The organism is Rhodoferax sp. (genome assembly GCF_034519335.1).
GTDB lineage: Bacteria > Pseudomonadota > Gammaproteobacteria > Burkholderiales > Burkholderiaceae_C > Allorhodoferax.
Genome location: NZ_JAXHOL010000001.1, coordinates 334,473 through 354,401, shown reverse-complemented (window position 1 = coordinate 354,401; position 19,929 = coordinate 334,473). Strand labels below are relative to the sequence as shown.

Genomic DNA, 19,929 nt, shown 5'->3' with positions numbered 1-19,929 from the left:
ATTCTTCAGCTGGACTGCTTGAAAGCCATGACGGCCTGGTTGCGCAAGGTGCGCAACAGGGCCAGCTCCTTTTCGTCCAGCTCCAGGGAGCCATGCTGCACCTTGTCCGCGTAAATCAATCCAAACGGCGCATTCTTGATTTGCAGTGGCAGCAGCAAGAAGGTCGGCGCATTCAGGCTCTTCGCATACCAAGCAGGCAGGCGCTGCACGATGCGGGGTTCCGTGGCATCCGTGATCATGGTGTCTGCCCCCTTCAAGCAGACCACCCCAAACAGGTCGGGCGTGGCGGCTTTGAGGTGGGTCTTGAAACCCTTGACGTGCGCCTCCACCCCCTGCCCCAGGCCAAAACGGCCAGACATCATTTCAGTCTTGGGATCGCGCATGCAAAAGATGATGCGATCAAACTCCAGCGCGCGGTACATGGTCTCCAAAATCATGCGCAACACATCGGTGAGCTTGAAGTCCTCCACCATGGCATTGGTAATGTCTTGGATACCGGCAGCGAGCGTTTCGGATACCACGCCCGAACGAGAGATGGGCGCCTCGGCGCTGAGTGGCGCCGACTGGGTGGCCTGCAATTCGAATCGGCCCAGATTGCCATCGGTTTCGGCTTGCAGCGTCGCCGGGCGGCTCACCAGTTCATCCGGCATGCGCAGCAGCTTGGCAGCCGCTGAACCGGGGTTCACCCGAATTTCCATCGCAGAAGCGAGGTCGATGAGTTTTTGACGCGCCTTGATGGTCGCCGCCATGACCTGCTTGCCACTGCTGCCCATAGCCTGGGCATATTTCTTGGTGATCAGGGCAATCCGCGCCTCCACGTCCTTGGGTTCGCTCTTCAGCAACACGTCCGCAATTTCATTGGAGGCAAGCGCTATCCAGCGTATACGTTCGGCGGACTCCACCGGCACCTGCGAAGGTGGGGCCCCGGTGGGCTTGTTCATGCAACGCTGAATGCCCGCAGGCAGGCCCCACGCTTTTGCAATTCCAATGCCCAAGTCTTCATAACTCATGCCCAACACACTGGTGGAGGCCGCCCGCTCGGTCGTAGGCTCGCGTGCAGACTGCACCAGGGTGCGCACACGCGTGGCTTCTTCAGGAAAATAAAACTGGGCCAACAAGCGCCCCAGGTTTTGGAACATGGCACCGATAAATGCCTCTTCGCTGTCTTTGAGCACTGGGCACAGCTCCCCGCCAATGGAGCCTGCCATCAGCGAGCGCAGAAACTCCTCTTTGAGCTGGCCGGCGTGTGCCTTGTCTTGCATATGCTCCAACAGCACCAAGCTCAGGGCCATGTTGCGAATGCCGTTGAAGCCGACCAGGCTCACGGCCCGCGACACCGTGCTGATATTGCCACCGCGTGCGTAGTGGGCACTGTTGACCAGCCGCAACAGCTTGTTGGTCAGCGCAACGTCTTTCAGAATTTCATTGGTGACGCTGCCCACGCTCTCGGTCTCGGAGCTGGCCATGCTCTGGATGCGCCCCACCGAGTCGGACAGGGCCGGGAAATCGCTTTTGTGGCGCATGCGGCGCAACAAAAACTCCAGCGTGCTGTTGTTGGAACCACCACTCTCACTGCCAGACTCGCCCTGCAAGGACTTGCTCCACAGCTCCAGCTCGCTCTGAAAAGCCCGCGCACTCACAAACCGCTGCTTGGCGTCCCGGGCCAGTGCACGCTGCACGATGGCACGCAATCGGTCGTCTACGCCGGCAGGCAACACCTTGGGTAACTCCAGCTGCTCATGCAGGGTGCGGTAAATCGCCCGGTGCGGGTCAGAGTCCATGATCAGGGGCCGCCCCATCAGCAATTCGGCCAGTACCAGTCCGGACGAAAAAATATCCATGGCGGGCGCGGGCGCTTCGCCATTGGCAGCCTCCGGCGACAGGTAGCCGATGGTGCCGGCACTGTCGGCGGCCGGAATTTGGCTCTGGCTGTCCCGGATACGCGCGGCAATGCCAAAGTCCATGACACGGGCGCGGCCCGCAGCGTCCACCACCACGTTGGAGGGCTTGAGATCCCGGTGCACGACCCCCGCTGCATGGGCCACGGCTACCGCATCCAGAACATCCATCATCAGGGCCACGGCTTCAGCCGCCGGAAGCGCACCACGCTGTTGGAGGTGTTGGTCCAGGGTGTTGCCAGCGATGTATTCAAACACCAGATAGGGCTGGCGACCGTGCACGTCAGCTTCGTAAACCGGCACGATGTTGGGATGGGTGACACGGCTCGCGTTACGTGCCTCTTGCAACCACTGGGTGACAGCTTGTTCGTCAGATCCCGGACTGGGGCGCATGACCTTGATCGCCACCTCCCGCTCCATGCGGGGATCAAATGCGAGCCACACGGTGGACTGCCCCCCTTGCCCCAACACCCGTCGCAACTCGAACCGCCCCAAGGTCGCGCCCGCCTCAGCAACGGGAGGACGGCTGTTGGCAAAGGAGACGGGATCAGGCATATCGCGGACTCGGTGGGTAGGGCAACAATCGCAAAGGCTAGCCCCAAGTATGGCACTGAGATGAGCGTCTTACCCGAACAAATGCGGCGCGTTTGTTGTCAATCAACAGCAATGACCGACTCTTGCTGCACGCCCCTCGCACGCCGCACAAAAGCCACGAAATCCGGCAAGGGAATGGGTTTGCTGAACAGGTAGCCTTGGAAAATGTGGCACCCATGGGACACCAGAAACTCGCGCTGCCCCTGGGTTTCCACCCCTTCTGCGACTACCGCAAATCCCAGGCTTTTGCCAAGGGTGATGATGGTGTGGGCAATCGCCGCGTCATTGGGGTCGCCCAACACATCGCGGACAAAGGACTGGTCAATTTTGAGTTGGTCCAGCGGCAGTTTTTTCAGGTAGGTCAGCGACGAATAGCCGGTGCCGAAATCGTCCAGCGAACAGCCTACCCCCAAGGCACGCAGCAACTCCATCTTGTGCACGATGTCGTCCATATCCTCCACCAGCATGCTCTCGGTCAACTCCAGCTTGAGGCGCCGGGGGTTGGCTCCGGTGCGCTCCAGTACCGCTTGCACCTGACCCACAAAGTCGCTTTGGCGAAACTGGCGCGCACTCACGTTCACAGACAAGCTCAAATGCGCCAGCTCCGGGACCTGGGCCCAAGTTACCAGTTGGGTGCAGGCATTGCGCATCACCCACGCACCCAAGGGCAAAATCAGGCCTGTTTGCTCGGCCATGTCGATGAAATCGCCGGGCGCAACGAGGCCCATTTTGGGATGGCGCCAACGCAACAAGGCCTCGGCGCCCAAAACATCTCCACCGTGCGTAACCTGGGCTTGGTAGAGCAAATAGAACTCATCCCGCGCAATACCCTTGCGCATATCTACTTCCAACGCGCTGGACTCAGAGACTTCGGTCACCATGATGTGCACCAGTGCATACAGCCCCAGCATGGCCAAAGCCGTGTTAACCCAGGTACCGCTGATCCGCACATCGTGCGAAATCAGGTACTGCGTCTCAATGCCCCAGGTCGTGCTGCTGAGTGCCACATACGACACAAACAGCAGTCCCACGACGCCATGTCGCATCCAGGCAGGTTCATCGCGAAGCACCAGCATGGCGGCAAGTGCGAGCACCAAAATGAAGTGGTGGGTAGAACGCGGAACCTGTGCATCCGGAATATCAAACACCAGACCAAATGCACAGATGGAGGAATACACCGTGGCCAGCATGACAAAAAATGCCAGCCTGGTGCGCCCCGTCTGGGTCAACCAGGCCACCACCACGCCCAATACAGCCATGGTGGCCTCAACCGCGACGATGATCCAGGCGCCGCGTGCAAAGAAGAAGGCGGCCCACCCGACCCCGATGCCAACCATCAAAACTGCCGCCACCCACAGCATCATTCGCACACGCCTGTGGTGCAGCTGACCGGGTGGTGGCAAGGACGCGCTCATGCGGGTTCCACCAAAGCCTGGGTGGCTCGCACAAAAACATCGAAAGTGTCCACCGGCAAAGGCCTGCTGAAAAAATACCCTTGGTACGCTCCGCATCCACTTTCCAACAGGAAATCTCGTTGCTCGGCAGTTTCCACCCCTTCTGCAATCACGGCCAATCCCAGACTATTGCCCAAGGCCACGATAGTCTTGGCAATCACCGCATCATTGGGGTCACTTAAAACATCGCGCACGAAGGACTGGTCAATTTTGAGCTGGTCCAGTGGCAAGCGCTTGAGGTAGCTCAGGGACGAATATCCCGTCCCGAAGTCGTCCAGAGAGAAGCCGACCCCCCGGGCGCGCAATGCCGTCATCTTGGCAATCACATCCTCTATGTTTTCCACCAGCAAGCTCTCTGTGAGCTCCAGCTTAAGGCGTTTAGGGTTAGCGCCGGTGTAATCCAGCATGGCCAGCATGTGGTCGGCAAAGTCCTGTTGGCGGAACTGGCGCGAGCTGACATTCACCGCCAGACTCAAATGCTCGGTCGTGGAGTCTTGTGCCCAACTCACGAGTTGTGCGCACGCAGTCTCCAGAACCCAGCTGCCCAACAAGACGATCTGGCCACTTTCTTCAGCCACCGGAATGAAGTCGGCGGGCGACACCATGCCGCGTACAGGATGCCGCCAACGCAACAAGGCCTCGGCGCCCAGCACCTGGCCGTGAGCATCCACCTGCGGCTGATAGTGCAACTCGTATTGGCCAAACAAAAGCCCCTGGCGGATATCGGCCTCGAGTTCGGCCCGTTGGGTCACCGCTGCCTGCATCAGGGGGTCGTAAAACCTCAGTCCATTGCGGCCGGCATTTTTGGCCTGGTACATGGCCAGATCTGCCTGTTTAAGCAACTCGTCCAGCGCCACCTCATGCCCACTGAACAGCGTAAGCCCGATGCTGGGTGTACTGTGAAACTCATGCCCCGCCAGCCGGTACGGCACATTCAGGGCGGTAATGATTTTTTCCCCCACTTGGGTCGCCTGGCCCGCAGCAACGGTGCGCTGCGCGTCCAGTCCCTCGAGCATCACCACATATTCATCGCCCCCCAAGCGGGCCACGGTGTCTTCTTCGCGCAAGGCATCCAGCAGGCGATGCGCGACTTGTTGCAGCAACAAATCACCCTTGTCGTGGCCCAGTGTGTCGTTCAGAGTCTTGAAGTGGTCGAGGTCAATAAAAAGCAGGGCACCACAGGCTCCGCTGCGGGCACTGCTGGCAAAAGCGTGCTGCAAACGGTCCATCAACATCCGGCGGTTCGGCAACCCAGTCAATGGGTCGTAGAACGCCAATTGGCGAATCTGGTCTTCGGCAGCCTTGCGCTGGGTGATATCAATCAGGGTGGCCACGTAATGGGTAACGCGCCCGTCATCGTCGTCCACGGAGGAAATATGCATCTGCTGGGGATAAATATCGCCGTTTTTGCGTCGGTTCCAGACCTCCCCCTCCCAATGGCCCTGCGTCTGCAGCGTCTGGTTCATCTCTGCATAAAAAGCGTTGTCATGCCAACCAGAACTGAACATGCTGGGGCTCTTGCCAATGACTTCATGGTCTTCGTAGCCCGAGATACGGGTGAAAGCCTGGTTCACCCGCAAAATTTCTCGCCGGGCGTTGGTCACCATCATGCCCTCTTGCGCCTCGAAGGCTGTAGCGGCTACGCGCAGCTCTGCCTCCGTGCGGCGCCGTTCGGCCAAGTCCATATCAAAGCGGAAAAACTCGGCCACTGCGCCGTTGGCGTACACCGCGGCATGGCTGGAGAACACCGGAACCTCATGGCCATTTTTATGCACCAACGTGAGCTCTTGGGAAACAAACGCATCGGGACTGGCCTGCATGTCCTGCAGTGCATTCTGAAACTCATGGCGCAGCGTGGGCGGCACCACCAGCATGAAGAGATTGCGCCCCACGGCCTCGTCGGCGGTATATCCATAAAGGCGCTCGGCCGCGGTGTTCCAATACGTGATGGTGCCATCGGGCGTGTAGCCCTGCACCGCCACCGCACCCACGTTTTGCAGCAAGCTGCGAAAACGCATCTCGGAAGCCTGCAGGGCAATTTCGGCTTCGCTGCGTTCTGTGACGTCCCGTGCCAGCAACACCAGGCTGCGCGGCTGCCCCACTGCAGATTTGAGTGCATGGGCTCGGCCTTCAAAGAGGCGTCTGCCATGTTTGGACTGGAGATTGAACGCAAAGGTTTGGGTGGTCTGGAGATCCAGGGTACGTTGCAAGTGCGCCAACAAAGGTTCGGCGTCCTCAGGAGGCAACACATCGTGCAAACGCTTGCCCAGCAGATTTTGGCCTCGGCCACCACGCAACAGCGCCGCATCGGACAGCACTTCGACAAAGGTGCCCTGCTCGTCCAACACGTAGAGCAGGTCGGGAATCGCACCAATCGTCGCGCGCAAACGCTCCTCCTGGCTACCCAAAGCATCCTCCGTCTCAAGCCGCGTACAAACGTCCTGGAGAATCAGCCCCATCAACAAGGTGGCCGGCGAAAACACCAACAGAAGTGGCCAAGCCACCGTATTCAGCACTGCGACAGCCACATCTCCCGGCAGCCAGGTGAACAGGTAAATTTCACACACGTGCACGAGCACGCCAAAAGCAAGGAGCTGTCGCCACCCCAGGCCCACCCGGCCTTTATGGTGCAAAAAGTAGTAGATCAACCCCAGGGCATAACAAGCCAGCGTCACCGCCACCCCCACGACAACCCCTGCGCCGCCCAAGTGCCAGCGGTAAGTCGCGGCGATGCCCACTGCCAAGGTACCTACCCACGGCCCGCCAAACAGGCTCGCCATGCTCAGCACCACAGATCGCGCATCAAAAATAACCCCCGGCGCAACCTCCAGCGGCATCATCATGCCAACCACGCAGATACCGCCGAACAACAGCCCCCCCACGCCTTGGCTTAGCCAGGGATGCTGGCGCAAAGAACGTGCGCTGTAGCTGTAGAGCTGACTCAAGGCCAGCAGCAGTGCAACGCCCTTGACTAGCTCTAAGAACAAGGGAATCTCCTGCTGCCCGGAACGCTAAAGCACGCCAAACGCCCTCCCGCACAAGTGTTGTTGCGGACATTATGGCGCTCAGCCGCCAATTTGAGGCAGCTTTCGCGCAAGCGCCTGTCCGCGAATAGCGGCAGTGCCAGGGCCTTGAATTCAGCGGGTTGATTGATCCCGCAGTTGGCGCCGGAGTTCGGCCCGCTCAGCCGGGCTCAGTTGGCGACCGGGCGCGCCCTCGGATCCGACAGGTGCTGCGTCTTGCCGCTGCACCAGGGCCTCCCGCAAAGCAGCGCGTCGCTGGTCTTTGTTTTGCGCCGCACGCCCACTCTCGGTCACAGGCTCACGCCCCTGAAGCGGGACTGACGCAGCCCGCCCGTCGGCAGGCCCGGCCATCCCCGCACCTGCAGAGGCCGACAGCACAACGGAGAGTAAGAGAGAGCGCATGGTGGATAAACGCGAGAGATACGAAAGGTGGTGACATTGTTGGAGCCACAGCCCGTTCAGGGGCTTGCTTATTTGTAACATAGTGTCAAAGTAGGGCTTGGCGGCGGCATTCGCAGGCGACTGCAACGCAAAATCGCGCCTGTTACAAATTCAGAGTACCCCATGCAACCCAACGCAAACCGTCCCAACAAGATTCTGGTGGTCGATGACGATGCCCGTATTCGGGACCTCCTGCGCCGCTACCTGACCCAAGAGGGTTTTGATGTGCTGCTGGCAGAGGATGGCAAATCCCTCACCCGCATCATGCTGCGGGAAACCGCCGACCTGATCGTGCTGGACCTGATGATGCCCGGCGAAGACGGCCTCTCCATCTGCCGCCGCCTGCGTGCCGCCAACGACGTTACCCCCATCATCATGCTGACCGCCAAAGGCGAGGACATAGACCGGATTGTGGGACTGGAAGTGGGGGCCGATGATTACCTGGGCAAACCCTTCAACCCGCGCGAGCTGTTGGCCCGCATCCACGCGGTGCTGCGCCGTCGCCCAGCCACCGAAGTGCCCGGCGCTCCGTCCAGCGAAAACGAGGTAGTGAAGTTTGGTACCTTTGTGTTTGACTTGGGCGCCCGCACCCTGACCAAGGCCGGTCAGGAACTGACCCTGACCACCGGCGAATTCGCCATGCTCAAGGCGCTGGTGCGCCATCCCCGCATTCCCCTGTCTCGCGAGAAACTGGCCCAACTTTCACGGGGACGGGAATTCGAACCTTTTGATCGCAGCCTGGACGTGCAAGTGTCCCGCTTGCGCAAACTGGTGGAGAGTGATGCCACCACACCGCGATTTATCCAAACGGTTTGGGGCGTGGGTTACGTCTTTGTGCCAGACGACGCGGCCTGAAGCCGAGCTACGCCACTGTGGCAAAAACTGAGCAAGCCGACTTTGATGCCAGCGCACCCGCAGCCCTGGCCGATGGCGAGGGCCGAACCGGCGGCTGGCGCTTTACGCGCCTGAGTCTGTTTTGGCGCACCTTCTTTTTGCTCGCCATCTTGCTGCTTGGCAGTATTTTGGCTTGGCTGCAGACCCTGCGTTCCCTGGAGTTTGAGCCACGCGCACTGCAAACAGCCCAGCAGCTGGCATCCCAGGTCAACCTGAGCCGCGCGGCACTGATCCATGCCGATGGCATCGCCCGCATTTCGCTCATCAAAACCATGAAAGATGAGGAAGGTCTGCGGATTGTTCCGCGGGAGCCCACAGACCAGTTCTCACTACTGGACAACGATGCGCTCAGCCGACGGGTGGCCGTAGACATGACGGAGCGGCTGGGCAAAGGCACCGTCGTGGCCAGCATGGTCAACGACCAGCCGGGGCTGTGGGTCAGCTTTGTGATTGACGGCGACGAGTACTGGCTGCAGACCGACCAAAACCGGGTGTCCATCGCCGGTGGCGCTACCTGGATGATTTGGCTGTTTGTAGCCGCTGCGCTGTCTTTGGCCGGCGCAGCATTGATAGCCGGACTGATCAATCGCCCGCTCAAAGAGCTGTCGTTTGCGGCCAGCCGGGTACGTGAAGGCAACTTCAGTGCCAGCCAACTCGACGAACATGTCAACACCAGCGAAATCCGCGAGGTCAATATCGGCTTTAACCGCATGGCGCAGAAACTGGCCAAGGTGGAGCAAGACCGCGCGGTGATGCTGGCTGGCATCTCCCACGACCTGCGCACGCCACTGGCACGCCTGCGCTTGGAAACCGAAATGAGCGTGGCCGAGGAAAGCGCTCGCGCGTACATGGTGGCGGACATCAACCAGCTCGACGCCATCATCGACAAGTTTCTGGATTACGCACGCCCCGACCGCGTGGCCCTGGCCCCAGTGGTGCTGGGGGACGTGGTCGATGCCTGCGTCTACTCGCTGCAGAAGCTTCCCGACGTGCGCATCAAAATCGACATGCAGGACGACCTGCTGGTGTTGGCTGACGAGGTGGAGCTCGGCCGGGTGCTATCCAACCTGCTGGAAAACGCCCGGCGCTATGGCAAATCGGTGCACACCGGCATCGCCATGATCGACATTGCCGCCATTGCGCGCGACAAATGGGTGCTGATCAAGGTGCGCGACCATGGCATTGGCGTGGGCGTAGAGCAGTTGCACCAATTGACCCAGCCCTTTTACCGCGGCGAAGCTGCGCGCACGGCCGCAAACGGTGCAGGCCTTGGCCTGGCCATTGTGGAAAAAACCATCCAACGCATGGGTGGCTCATTCAAACTCGCCAACTCCACCTCCGGCGGCCTCTCCGCCCAAATACGGCTACAGCGCGCCACCCGCCTCTAGGCTTTGAACAGCAGCACCACGGCACGGGCTTCCATGGCCCGGCCCTCCCCCACCGGCCCCATTTTCTCGGCTGTTTTAGCCTTGACGTTGACCTGCTCCACACCGACACCCAGCACCGCAGCAATGCGCTCACGCATGGGCACGATGTAGGGCGCCAGCTTGGGCGCCTGGGCGATGATGGTGCTGTCCACATTGCCAATGGCGTAACCCAGGGCACGAATGTCAGCCGCTACCTTGGCCAGCAGCAGCGCCGAGTCTGCGCCCAGGTACTGGGCATCCGTGTCAGGAAAGTGCTTGCCAATATCACCCAAGGCCGCAGCACCCAGCAGCGCATCGGTGATCGCGTGCAGCAAGGCGTCGGCATCGGAGTGGCCCAACAAGCCTTTGGAATGGGGAATCTCCACCCCGCCCAAAACCAGTTTGCGGCCCTCTACCAGCTGGTGGGTATCCCAGCCCTCACCGATACGAATCGTCATTGCTTGCCTTCAAATTCAATAAAAAAAGTGCATCCAGAGCCCATGGAATATGCGCGAATAGCTACCAAATTAATAGCAGATCAAAGCATCCATGGCACCGCCGCTAAGCCTTGCGCGCAGCCAGCACCGCCTCTGCCAGCGCAAAGTCTTGCGGGTACGTGACCTTGAAGTTCTGGGCGCTGCCCTCTACCAACCGTGGCTGCAGCCCCAAAAACTCCATGGCACTCGACTCGTCGGTCACCGCATCTCCCGCAGCCTCTAGCGCCTGCTGCAACGCACCTATGCGAAACATCTGCGGCGTCTGGGCCAGCCATTTGTCGCTGCGGTCCACGGTCTGGGCCACTCGGCCGTCTTGTTCTTGTTTCAGGGTGTCTGGCAGCTTGAGCGCCAGCAAGCCGCCTACTGGGTCGTCGACACAGGCGTCGATCAGAGCGTCGATTTGCGCAGCGGTGACGAGGCAGCGTGCAGCGTCGTGCACCAGCACCCAATCGTCGGCCTGCGAGCCCTGCGCCCGCAAGGCGTTGAGACCATTAAACACCGTCTTGGCCCTTGTAGAACCTCCGCAAGCAGCTACCAAAACCGTAGCATCGTGTGACTCAAAAAACGTGTCACCGGCCGAGACCACCACCAAGGTGCCGGCCAGGCGATGTACACCGCGCAAGGCGGCCAAGGTGTGCAGCACCATGGGCTGGCCGGCTACGGGTGTGTACTGTTTGGGACCATCGGCCCGGGCGCGGGAGCCATTGCCTGCACAGGGCACCAACGCCCACAGGCGCGGAGCCTGGGGGTTGGGCGCAGAAAGAGTTTGGGGGGGGGAGCCGTTCATAAGGGTGGCCCATTCTAAAATCGAACCCATCCATGGATTTACCTAAACTCACCTCGGGCAAGCGCTTTACGCTGCCCCGCCCGGCCGGCTCGGCCGACGCCCTGCTCCTGGCCCGCCTGGGCGAACGCGAGAAAACCGCCGGACGGCCGATGACCGTAGTTACGGCCAATGCCAGTGACGCCCAGCGCCTGCTCGAAGAAATCGCGTTTTTTGCCCCCACGCTGCGCTGCGCCCTGTTTCCCGACTGGGAAACCCTGCCCTACGACACCTTTTCGCCGCACCAGGACCTGATCAGCGAGCGCCTGGCTACGCTGTGGCGCATCAGCCAGCGCGACAAGGAAACCGGCGCCGACGTGGTGATCGTGCCCGCCACCACCGCGCTGTACCGCCTGGCGCCGCCCAGCTTTTTGGCGGGGTACACCTTCGAGTTCAAGGTCAAGCAGAAGCTGGACGAGGCCAAACTCAAGAGCCAGCTCACGCTGGCCGGCTACAGCCATGTGACCCAGGTGGTCAGCCCCGGCGAATACGCGGTGCGTGGCGGACTGATTGACCTCTTCCCCATGGGCAGCCCGGTGCCTTACCGTGTGGACCTGTTTGACGACGAGATCGACAGCATCCGCACCTTTGACCCGGACAGCCAGCGCAGCTTGTACCCCGTACCCGAAGTGCGCCTGCTGCCGGGCCGCGAGTTCCCCATGGACGACGAGGCGCGCGCCAAGTTCCGCAGCCGCTGGCGCGAGCTGCTGGAGGGCGACCCGACCAAGAGCCGCATCTACAAGGACATTGGCAATGGGGTGGCCACCGCGGGTATCGAGTACTACCTGCCCCTGTTCTTTGAAGACACCGCCACGGTGTTCGACTACGTAGGGGCAGACGCCACCGTCGTGCTGCATGGCGATCTGGAGCCGGCATTCCAACGCTTCTGGCAAGACACCAAGGACCGCTACCGCTTGGTGCAGGGCGACCCCGACCGCCCCGCCCTGCCCCCCGAAGCACTGTTTTTGGGCACCGAGCAGTTTTATGCCCGGGCCAACGCCCACGCCCAGCTGGCCATTCGCGCGCCGGGTGAAGGCGATGCGTTTGTCGAGTTTGCCGCCCTGCCCCCCCTGTCGGTGGAACGTGGCACCGAAGAACCGCTGGCCCGCCTGAAGGCCCATGCCCGCAACACCCAACACCGCATTCTGGTGCTCGCCGAAAGTGATGGCCGGCGCGAAAGCCTGCTGGACTTTGTGCGCGCCAGCGGCATTTCGCCACCGGCGTTTGACTCGCTGGCCGAGTTTCAGGCCAGCGATGAGAAGTTTGGCATTGCCACCGCCGGGCTGACGGTAGGCTTTAGCTGGCTGGAATTCGGTATCGACCTGGTCACCGAGACCGAGCTGTTTGCCGCCGGCCCCACGACGCGCCGCCGCAAAAAGCAGGAGCAGGTCAGCGATGTGGAAGCGCTGATCAAGGACCTGACCGAGCTCAACGTGGGTGACCCCGTAGTGCACAGTTCGCACGGCATTGGGCGCTACCGCGGACTCATCAACATGGACATGGGCAACAAAAACGCCCAGGGCGAGCCAGAGCTGCAGGAGTTTTTACACCTGGAGTACGCCGACAAAGCCACGCTGTATGTGCCGGTGAGCCAGTTGCAACTCATCAGCCGCTACACCGGCGTGAGTGCCGACGAGGCCCCGCTGCACCGCCTGGGCAGCGGCCAGTGGGAAAAAGCCAAACGCAAGGCCGCCGAACAGGTGCGCGACAGCGCGGCCGAGCTGCTCAACATCTACGCCCGCCGCGCGGCGCGTGAGGGCCACGCCTTCCGCTACAGCCCCGGCGACTACGAAACCTTTGCCAACGACTTTGGCTTTGAAGAAACCGCCGACCAGAAGGCCGCCATCCACTGCGTCATCCAGGACATGATCACGCCCCGCCCCATGGACCGGCTGGTCTGCGGCGACGTGGGCTTTGGCAAGACCGAGGTGGCGTTGCGCGCGGCCTTTGTGGCGGTGACCGGTGGCAAGCAGGTGGCGTTTTTGGCGCCCACCACGCTGTTGGCCGAGCAGCACTACCAGACGCTGGTGGACCGCTTCAGCAAGTGGCCGGTCAAGATTGCCGAGATGAGCCGCTTTCGCAGTGGCAAAGAAATTACCGCCGCGCTCAAGGGTGTGGCGGACGGCACGGTGGACATCGTGGTGGGCACACACAAGTTGCTGAGCCAGGACACCAAGTTCGCCAACCTGGGCCTGCTCATCATTGACGAGGAACACCGCTTTGGTGTGCGCCACAAGGAGCAGATGAAAGCGCTGCGCGCCGAGGTGGACGTGCTCACGCTGACCGCCACCCCCATCCCGCGCACGCTGGGTATGGCGCTGGAAGGCCTGCGCGACCTCAGCGTCATTGCCACCGCGCCGCAGCGTCGCCTGGCCATCAAGACCTTTGTACGCTCGGAAGGTAATGGCGTGATCCGCGAAGCCGTGCTGCGCGAACTCAAGCGCGGCGGCCAGGTCTATTTCCTGCACAACGAGGTGGAAACGATCGAAAACCGCCGCCAGAAGCTTGAGGAGCTGCTGCCAGAGGCCCGCATTGCCGTGGCCCACGGCCAGATGCCCGAGCGCCAGCTCGAGGCCGTGATGCGTGACTTCGTGGCCCAGCGCTTCAACCTGCTGCTGTGCTCCACCATTATTGAGACCGGCATTGACGTGCCGAGTGCCAACACCATCGTGATGAGCCGTGCCGACAAGTTTGGCCTGGCCCAGTTGCACCAGCTGCGGGGCCGCGTGGGCCGCAGTCACCACCAAGCCTATGCCTACCTCATGGTGCCCGACATCGAAGGGCTGACCAAGCAGGCCCAGCAGCGGCTGGACGCGATCCAGCAGATGGAAGAACTGGGCAGCGGCTTTTACCTGGCCATGCACGACCTGGAGATTCGTGGTGCCGGCGAGGTGCTGGGCGAAAACCAAAGCGGCAACATGCTGGAAGTGGGCTTTCAGCTCTACAACGAGATGCTGAGCGAGGCCGTGCGCTGCCTGAAGGCCGGCATTGAGCCGGATCTGCTGAGCCCGCTCAACGTCACCACCGAGATCAACCTGCACGCGCCCGCGCTATTGCCAGACGACTACTGTGGCGACGTGCACCTGCGCCTGTCGTTCTACAAAAAGCTGGCCACGGCCAAAACTACCGACCAGGTGGATGGCCTGCTGGAAGAGATCGTGGACCGCTTTGGCAAGCTGCCGGCCCAGGCCCAGACGCTGATCGACGTGCATCGCCTGCGCGTGATTGCCAAGCCTTATGGCGTGGTGAAAGTAGACGCAGCCCCCGGCGTGATCACCATCACCTTCAAGAAAGACCCGCCGATCGACCCAATGAAGATCATCGGCCTGATCCAGAAGAACAAACACATCAAGCTGGCAGGCAACGAGAAGCTGCGCATCGAGCGCGAGCTGTTGGAGGTGAAAGATCGGGCGCAGATGGTGCGGGACACTTTGAAGTCTCTAGGGCAGCCTATAGTTGGAACAGCAGCAAAGGTTTAAGAAATGGTCATGCCGCATTATCGGAACTCGATGTATCGCTATAAGAATAATAGCAATCACAATGAACACAATGTCCTACCCAATCGTCCCCTGCCAATGGAAACGGATAGTCGCGAGACATGCTGCGCGACTGATTACACTGCAAAAAACGACAAGGAGTTCCGATGAAACTAAGTATTGAGGGCTTTGGCCCAATCAAGAAAACTGTCGTTATCGAGCCGAAAGCACTCACGCTCTTGTGTGGAGCCAACAATACTGGCAAGACCTACGCCTTGTATGTCCTCAACGCATTGATGGACTCCCGGTTTGTGGCTCATTTTCCCTTTGCAAAGGAACATGCAAAAGAACTTCTACAGGAGAAGCATTTCTCTGTAGCAACAGACACTTTGCTAGGAACCACAGCGATAAGACATGCCGAAAGAGCAATAGCTCATGGTTTGAAGGCGACCCTTCAGCGCTTTTTTGTGGCGGAAAGCACGCTTACAGAAGCGGCAACATTCGCTATTGAACTCGACATTGGTGAAATTACTGCGAACCCTCCTGTTAGTCTCAAATTTAGTTGGGGCAGTTCAGACGAAGGTGTTATCCACCTCAAAGGCACGACAGAAAATCAAACAACCATTTCTATCGCCGGGAAATGGGCTTCTGTGCAGCAAGTTGAGGATGCTTTGCACCGACTGCTCATGCAACTGTACTTGCCACAGCGCAAAGGGCGTGACTTTTTGCTGCCCGCCGAGCGATCTGGCATCAATCTTTTCTTCCGTGAATTGAACTCACGTCGGGCTGCGCTGCTGCGCCACGTGACAAGCCAAACCCTAGACACCAATGAACTCCTCAAAGACATCATCGTGTCTCGCTATCCGCAGCCCATTCATGACTACATCGATTTTCTGAATAGCCAACCAGAAATGAAGCGACAGGTCAGCGAGTTTGCAGATCTAGCAACCTGGCTGCAAAAGGAAGTATTGAAAGCCAAATACAAGGTGGACCGATACGGCGACATCAGCATCGCACCGCTGCGAAGTGGAGCGGATTTGGGGCTGCACTTGGGATCGTCTACCGTCAAAACTTTTTTTGGATTGTGGTCCTACTTGAACCATCTCGCCCGTAAAGGTGATTGGCTCATGATTGATGAGCCTGAGTTGAATTTGCACCCCCAAAACCAACTCGCAATTGCACAACTATTAGCGCAGTTAGTGAATCGGGGCATTAATGTGGTCGTGAGCACACATTCGGACTACATGGTACGGGCTTGGGGGAACTTGATCATGCTGGGAAATCAGAGCTTTGAGGGGCGTGACGAATTGGCGACCCAATATGCTCTACCGGACACGCAGTGGCTGAAAACATCACAAGTGTCGGCCTATGAGTTCAATGCCGGTGGAGCACATAACATGCAGGTGTCTGCGGAAGGCGGCATTCGCACCGATTTGTTTGACGCCAGCATTCAAAGCCTGAACACAGCAGCACAAGATATCTATTTCGCCCGTCAAAATGCCGTGGAAGGCGCTGCACCGGCACAATCCGTTGCCACGCCAAAGACAGCCAAAAAGTCTAGAGGCCATGCATGACAGAAGCTGAGTACTTCGGGGCTTTACAAGATTTGCTGGACGGTCGAATTTGCCAAGTACCATCTGCCATAGGCGGAGATTACATTATTCAAGAACCGGGGCAAGCGGCATTTCAACTTAGTACGCGCGGCCTGAGCTCTCACAAAGCGATTCGCTTGGAGAAGCTCCCTGGAGGTGACTGGCCGTGTTTCAAAAGCCCTCACAACCATGCGCAAAAACGTTGCGACAGCATTGTCGTCAGTTGGAACAAAGCCGCCAACGTACCTCAATTTTTACTTGTGGAATTAAAGAGCACGCAACCCAGCACGGCACGCAAGCAATTAGGCGCATCCCTCGCGTTTTGCCACTTTGTGCACCGCATGGTTTGCGCGGGAAAGACTGACCTACCGTCTGCCCAATTTGGCTCGGTAACGGTGATGAATCTGCCCTTCGCGCTCAAGGCAATGAGCACCCCAACTGTCCCGAACTGGACTATCCCGAAGCTTCAAGCTGACTGCCCGCACATGCGTTACGACCGTAGCCATGGCTCTTTGCCGATTGCCGCAATCGTTGCGTCTATCTGAAGAACTACAACACTGTAGATATTGCGCAAGCAGCTCCTGAAACCATAGCAAATATACCCATGCCCAGCACCGAACGCTCCCCCGGCCTTGTCGTCCAGAACCTGCCCGCCGCCCTGAAGCTTGCCGACTACAAGCTGATCGCCTTTGACATGGACTCCACACTCATCAACATCGAGTGCATCGACGAGATTGCCGACGCCGTGGGCCGCAAGGCCGAGGTGGCGGCCATCACCGAGGCCGCCATGCGCGGTGAGATCACCGACTTCAAGGACAGCCTGCGCCGCCGGGTGGCGCTGCTCAAAGGCGTCACGGTGGCGGACCTGGAGTCTGTCAAACAGGAACGCCTGCAACTCAACCCCGGCGCCGCCGCACTGGTGGCCGCCTGCAAGCAGGCCGGGCTCAAGGTGCTGCTGGTCAGCGGTGGCTTTACCTACTTTGCCGAGCATGTGCGCGCGCTGCTGGGCATCGACTACACCCGCTCCAATGTGCTGGAAATTGCCTCTGGCCCGAACTGCGGCGTGTTGACCGGCGGGCTGGTGCAGCAGAGCTGGGGCGATATTTGTGACGGCGCCGAAAAACGCCGCACGTTGCTGGAAGTGGCATCCCTCTTGGGCATAGAACCCGCGCAATGCATTGCCGTGGGTGATGGCGCCAACGACCTACCCATGATGGGCGCTGCAGGGCTCTCTGTGGCTTTCCATGCCAAACCGGCGGTCCGAGCACAGGCCCAGGTGGCGATCAACGAAGGCGGGCTGGACCGCTTGTTGCAGGTGCTGGTGTAAACCGCTTGAAGATCCTCAACATTGTTCGGCCACATGACCTCTTATAACGCCTAACTGGACCACATCAGCGAACGGATCTGGTATGCCAAAACCAGTGAAATGCGGCTGATTGGTGAATTCACACAATCGTTAAGGTTTATACGACGCCCGCCCCTCACGGTAGTAGGGTTGTCATCGGCGCGCCACTGCGGGCGGGGGTCCTACAAACCTTAACGGAAGCGGTCATTCGCAGAATCACCCAAATTGGGGATTTCCACTGGCAATTAGTATCAACGAAATGAGCGACGTGAAAAACACTGTCTCCGCACGAGCTCGGGTCGCAAACCAGTGGCGCTGTTGCCGCAATCAGACCAGAGTAGCCATTACACAAGCGAGCACTTCCAGCAATTACCTGAAGGGCAGGGATCCCATAAAACATAAACTTGCAGGCTAGGTCTTGGGGCAATCCGGCCAAGGAGCGCTTCTTCAGTTCGTTGAAGACCGAGCGCATCGCCAAAACGCTCTATTGAACACGAGAGCAGGCCAGTGCTGATGTGTTGACTGCATTGAACAGTTTTGCAACTCTACGCGCAAGCATTCGACGCTGGGGTGCATCAGTCCGACACAGTTTGAGGGAGCTTTTTAAAGCTTAGGTCGGTGTCCACGGAACCAGCAGCAGCCCATACGACCTTCCGCTTTCGAAACGTTGTTCCTTCAATACAGTGCGGCTCTCTATCCATCCCAATCCATCGCACGCGCAGACCCAACCACCAGAACCGGGGCAGGATCAACATGCCTGCGCTCCACCACACGTTACTGCGGTGTCCTTCCATCGCGAATTAACCGCACGCCAGCCCCTCAATTCCGCACAAGTCCATCCGCCATGTTCGTCCACCTGCGCGTCTCCAAAGCAGCAACGCGAAAACACAATTTTCCAGCGACCTTTCATCTTTCAAGTCCCTATCTCAAAATTTACGAATTCCCGCTCACGCAAACCTCCACAAAGCAAAAACTTCGGTACTACAGACGTGTGCGTCTGAACAGACCGCGGACAAGCTGCACCCGCCGCCACGGCCGGCTCAAGTCAATAAAAAACCATCCGCAGCGCGATTCGCGCAACTCTGCGGGCGCCTACCTTTCTCACTCAGCAATGTTATACCCGTCGCGCCTTCGCCATTCTCTTTCGTGGGAGCATTCATTCACTGGTCCACGTAAAGTTCCATTTTTACACCTTTGCATCTTAGGCACAGTCGCACCAGTTGGTGTCCGCAATACCCCTCTACCTTGAGGCGTGATGTGAGCGCAGCATCAATCGCCCATCCAACCAAAAATAATGTTTATCTCAAGACTTTCCTCAACCCACCATATCTCTGTCACGTGGGGAAGATTCAACTGGAAAAAAAACTAAACCCGACGTCTTTCATGTTGGCCGGGGCACGCCTTTTCCTGGCGCTATCAAATGCCCGCGCTTGCGGCCGCCGGCTACCACGTCATCGTTCCAAACCAGCGCGGTTATGGACATTCTGCGTGCCCAACCGACGTGATCGCCTATGACCTTGCACATCTGACCGGGGACCTTGTCGCAGTCCTTGACCACTTTGGATACGATGATGCGATCTTCGTTGGACATGACTGGGGGGCTAATGTCGTATGGGGCATGGCGCTGCTACATCCACTGAGTGTCCGTAAGGTCATAGCGCTGGCGCTCCCCTATCAAGCTCGGGGGGACATCCCTTGGGTTGAGTTGATCGAAAGCTTCTTGGGGCCTGACAACTACATGGTGCATTTCAACAGGAACCCCGGTGTGGCAGATGCGATTCTGGACCAGAACAGACGTCAGTTCTTGCACAATATCTATCGGAAAAACGAGCCCCAACAGCCCCCGAAATCGGGGATGCTCATGATCAATTTGGCAAATGCCGAGATGGCTGCCGGCGAGCCGATCATGAACGATGCCGAACTGTCCGTCCTCGACGCCGCGTTTGAGGTCTCTGGCTTCACGGGCAGCATCAACTGGTACCGAAATCTGGACCGCAACTGGCAACTTCTGGCGGAAGTTGATCCGATCGTTCCGCATTTCGCACTGATGATCTATGGCGAACGTGATGTGATACCAAAATCTCAGAACCTCAGTGACTTTGTACCAAACGTTGAAGTTGTCAGCCTCGACACCGGTCACTGGATTCAGGAAGAAATGCCGGAGGAAACAACCAAGGTAATTCTTGACTGGCTCAAGTAGAGCTCAGAAAGCTTAACCTCAAAGGAACAAAAGCTTACTTGTACCCTCCGTCATGGATGGAGGGCACATACGAAGGCTGAAGCAAAAAACGATGGAATATCGTCATGCGGCACGTTCTGGAAGACCTTCTGGACCAGAGCAGTTTGTCCTGGCTGTGGCGTCAAATGCCCCTCAACTCTGAGAAAACGGCTCTACTTCAGTCCTAAGTAGTCGGTGGTCTACTGTGCATTGGTATCCGTTGCTGGTTTGACTGGATTATGCAACCGCTGGCCGCCCAGGCATAGTT

Annotated in this window: 12 protein-coding genes and 1 pseudogene; 7 read left to right on the top strand and 6 right to left on the bottom strand. The window is 59.0% G+C overall.

Going from position 1 to position 19,929, the window contains the following annotated elements; all coding sequences use genetic code 11:
* Positions 1 to 5 precede the first annotated feature (5 nt).
* The 4 genes from U5O12_RS01710 to U5O12_RS01695 form a co-directional block, all read right to left on the bottom strand.
* Positions 6 to 2,453 carry a protein kinase domain-containing protein gene (locus U5O12_RS01710; protein WP_322576957.1) on the bottom strand — a complete coding sequence of 816 codons (2,448 nt, stop codon included), beginning with the start codon at positions 2,451 to 2,453 and terminating at the stop codon, positions 6 to 8.
* A 98-nt stretch (positions 2,454 to 2,551) separates the two neighbouring features.
* Positions 2,552 to 3,907: an EAL domain-containing protein gene (locus U5O12_RS01705; RefSeq protein ID WP_322576956.1), complete on the bottom strand. Its 1,356-nt coding sequence runs from the start codon at positions 3,905 to 3,907 to the stop codon at positions 2,552 to 2,554.
* Positions 3,904 to 6,933 carry an EAL domain-containing protein gene (locus U5O12_RS01700; protein WP_322576955.1) on the bottom strand — a complete coding sequence of 1,010 codons (3,030 nt, stop codon included), beginning with the start codon at positions 6,931 to 6,933 and terminating at the stop codon, positions 3,904 to 3,906. The genes U5O12_RS01705 and U5O12_RS01700 overlap by 4 nt, the downstream gene beginning before the upstream one ends.
* Positions 6,934 to 7,083: 150 nt before the next feature.
* Positions 7,084 to 7,371: a hypothetical protein gene (locus tag U5O12_RS01695; protein WP_322576954.1), complete on the bottom strand. Its 288-nt coding sequence runs from the start codon at positions 7,369 to 7,371 to the stop codon at positions 7,084 to 7,086.
* A 162-nt stretch (positions 7,372 to 7,533) separates the two neighbouring features.
* On the opposite strand from U5O12_RS01695, the gene ompR reads away from it, so the two are divergent.
* Both ompR and U5O12_RS01685 read left to right on the top strand, forming a co-directional pair.
* A complete protein-coding gene (gene ompR, locus U5O12_RS01690; RefSeq protein WP_322576953.1) occupies positions 7,534 to 8,265 on the top strand; it encodes a two-component system response regulator OmpR in 732 nt (243 codons plus the stop codon).
* Between the two features lie 17 nt (positions 8,266 to 8,282).
* Complete coding sequence (locus U5O12_RS01685; RefSeq protein ID WP_416221417.1) at positions 8,283 to 9,692, top strand: ATP-binding protein; 1,410 nt, start codon at positions 8,283 to 8,285, stop codon at positions 9,690 to 9,692.
* Here the strand turns inward: U5O12_RS01685 and ispF are convergent.
* Together ispF and ispD are read right to left on the bottom strand one after the other, a co-directional pair.
* On the bottom strand, positions 9,689 to 10,168 hold the full coding sequence (ispF, locus tag U5O12_RS01680; RefSeq protein ID WP_322576952.1) for a 2-C-methyl-D-erythritol 2,4-cyclodiphosphate synthase: 480 nt from the start codon (positions 10,166 to 10,168) through the stop codon (positions 9,689 to 9,691). The two genes, U5O12_RS01685 and ispF, sit on opposite strands and share 4 nt — an antisense overlap.
* A 103-nt stretch (positions 10,169 to 10,271) precedes the next feature.
* The gene (gene ispD / locus U5O12_RS01675; protein ID WP_322576951.1) at positions 10,272 to 10,994 is read right to left on the bottom strand and encodes a 2-C-methyl-D-erythritol 4-phosphate cytidylyltransferase; all 723 of its coding nucleotides are present in this window, start codon (positions 10,992 to 10,994) and stop codon (positions 10,272 to 10,274) included.
* Between the two features lie 32 nt (positions 10,995 to 11,026).
* Here ispD and mfd point away from each other — a divergent pair, with 32 nt between their 5' ends.
* The 5 genes and pseudogenes from mfd to U5O12_RS01650 all read left to right on the top strand — a co-directional run.
* A complete protein-coding gene (gene mfd, locus U5O12_RS01670; RefSeq protein WP_322576950.1) occupies positions 11,027 to 14,509 on the top strand; it encodes a transcription-repair coupling factor in 3,483 nt (1,160 codons plus the stop codon).
* A 164-nt stretch (positions 14,510 to 14,673) separates the two neighbouring features.
* A complete protein-coding gene (locus tag U5O12_RS01665) occupies positions 14,674 to 16,080 on the top strand; it encodes an AAA family ATPase (protein WP_322576949.1) in 1,407 nt (468 codons plus the stop codon).
* A complete protein-coding gene (locus U5O12_RS01660; RefSeq protein ID WP_322576948.1) occupies positions 16,077 to 16,643 on the top strand; it encodes a hypothetical protein in 567 nt (188 codons plus the stop codon). The genes U5O12_RS01665 and U5O12_RS01660 overlap by 4 nt, the downstream gene beginning before the upstream one ends.
* 59 nt (positions 16,644 to 16,702) lie before the next feature.
* Positions 16,703 to 17,425 carry a phosphoserine phosphatase SerB gene (gene serB / locus U5O12_RS01655; protein ID WP_322576947.1) on the top strand — a complete coding sequence of 241 codons (723 nt, stop codon included), beginning with the start codon at positions 16,703 to 16,705 and terminating at the stop codon, positions 17,423 to 17,425.
* 1,414 nt (positions 17,426 to 18,839) lie between these two features.
* Positions 18,840 to 19,643 (top strand): annotated as a pseudogene (locus tag U5O12_RS01650) (alpha/beta fold hydrolase); the annotation flags it as partial.
* Positions 19,644 to 19,929: the final 286 nt, after the last annotated feature.

Coding starts and splice junctions, on each gene's coding strand:
- mfd (WP_322576950.1), top strand. CDS start 11,027: ATGGATTTACCTAAACTCACCTCGGGCAAGCGCTTTACGCTGCCCCGC.
- U5O12_RS01710 (WP_322576957.1), bottom strand. CDS start 2,453: ATGCCTGATCCCGTCTCCTTTGCCAACAGCCGTCCTCCCGTTGCTGAG.
- U5O12_RS01665 (WP_322576949.1), top strand. CDS start 14,674: ATGAAACTAAGTATTGAGGGCTTTGGCCCAATCAAGAAAACTGTCGTT.
- ispF (WP_322576952.1), bottom strand. CDS start 10,168: ATGACGATTCGTATCGGTGAGGGCTGGGATACCCACCAGCTGGTAGAG.
- U5O12_RS01695 (WP_322576954.1), bottom strand. CDS start 7,371: ATGCGCTCTCTCTTACTCTCCGTTGTGCTGTCGGCCTCTGCAGGTGCG.
- U5O12_RS01660 (WP_322576948.1), top strand. CDS start 16,077: ATGACAGAAGCTGAGTACTTCGGGGCTTTACAAGATTTGCTGGACGGT.
- serB (WP_322576947.1), top strand. CDS start 16,703: ATGCCCAGCACCGAACGCTCCCCCGGCCTTGTCGTCCAGAACCTGCCC.
- ispD (WP_322576951.1), bottom strand. CDS start 10,994: ATGAACGGCTCCCCCCCCCAAACTCTTTCTGCGCCCAACCCCCAGGCT.
- ompR (WP_322576953.1), top strand. CDS start 7,534: ATGCAACCCAACGCAAACCGTCCCAACAAGATTCTGGTGGTCGATGAC.
- U5O12_RS01705 (WP_322576956.1), bottom strand. CDS start 3,907: ATGAGCGCGTCCTTGCCACCACCCGGTCAGCTGCACCACAGGCGTGTG.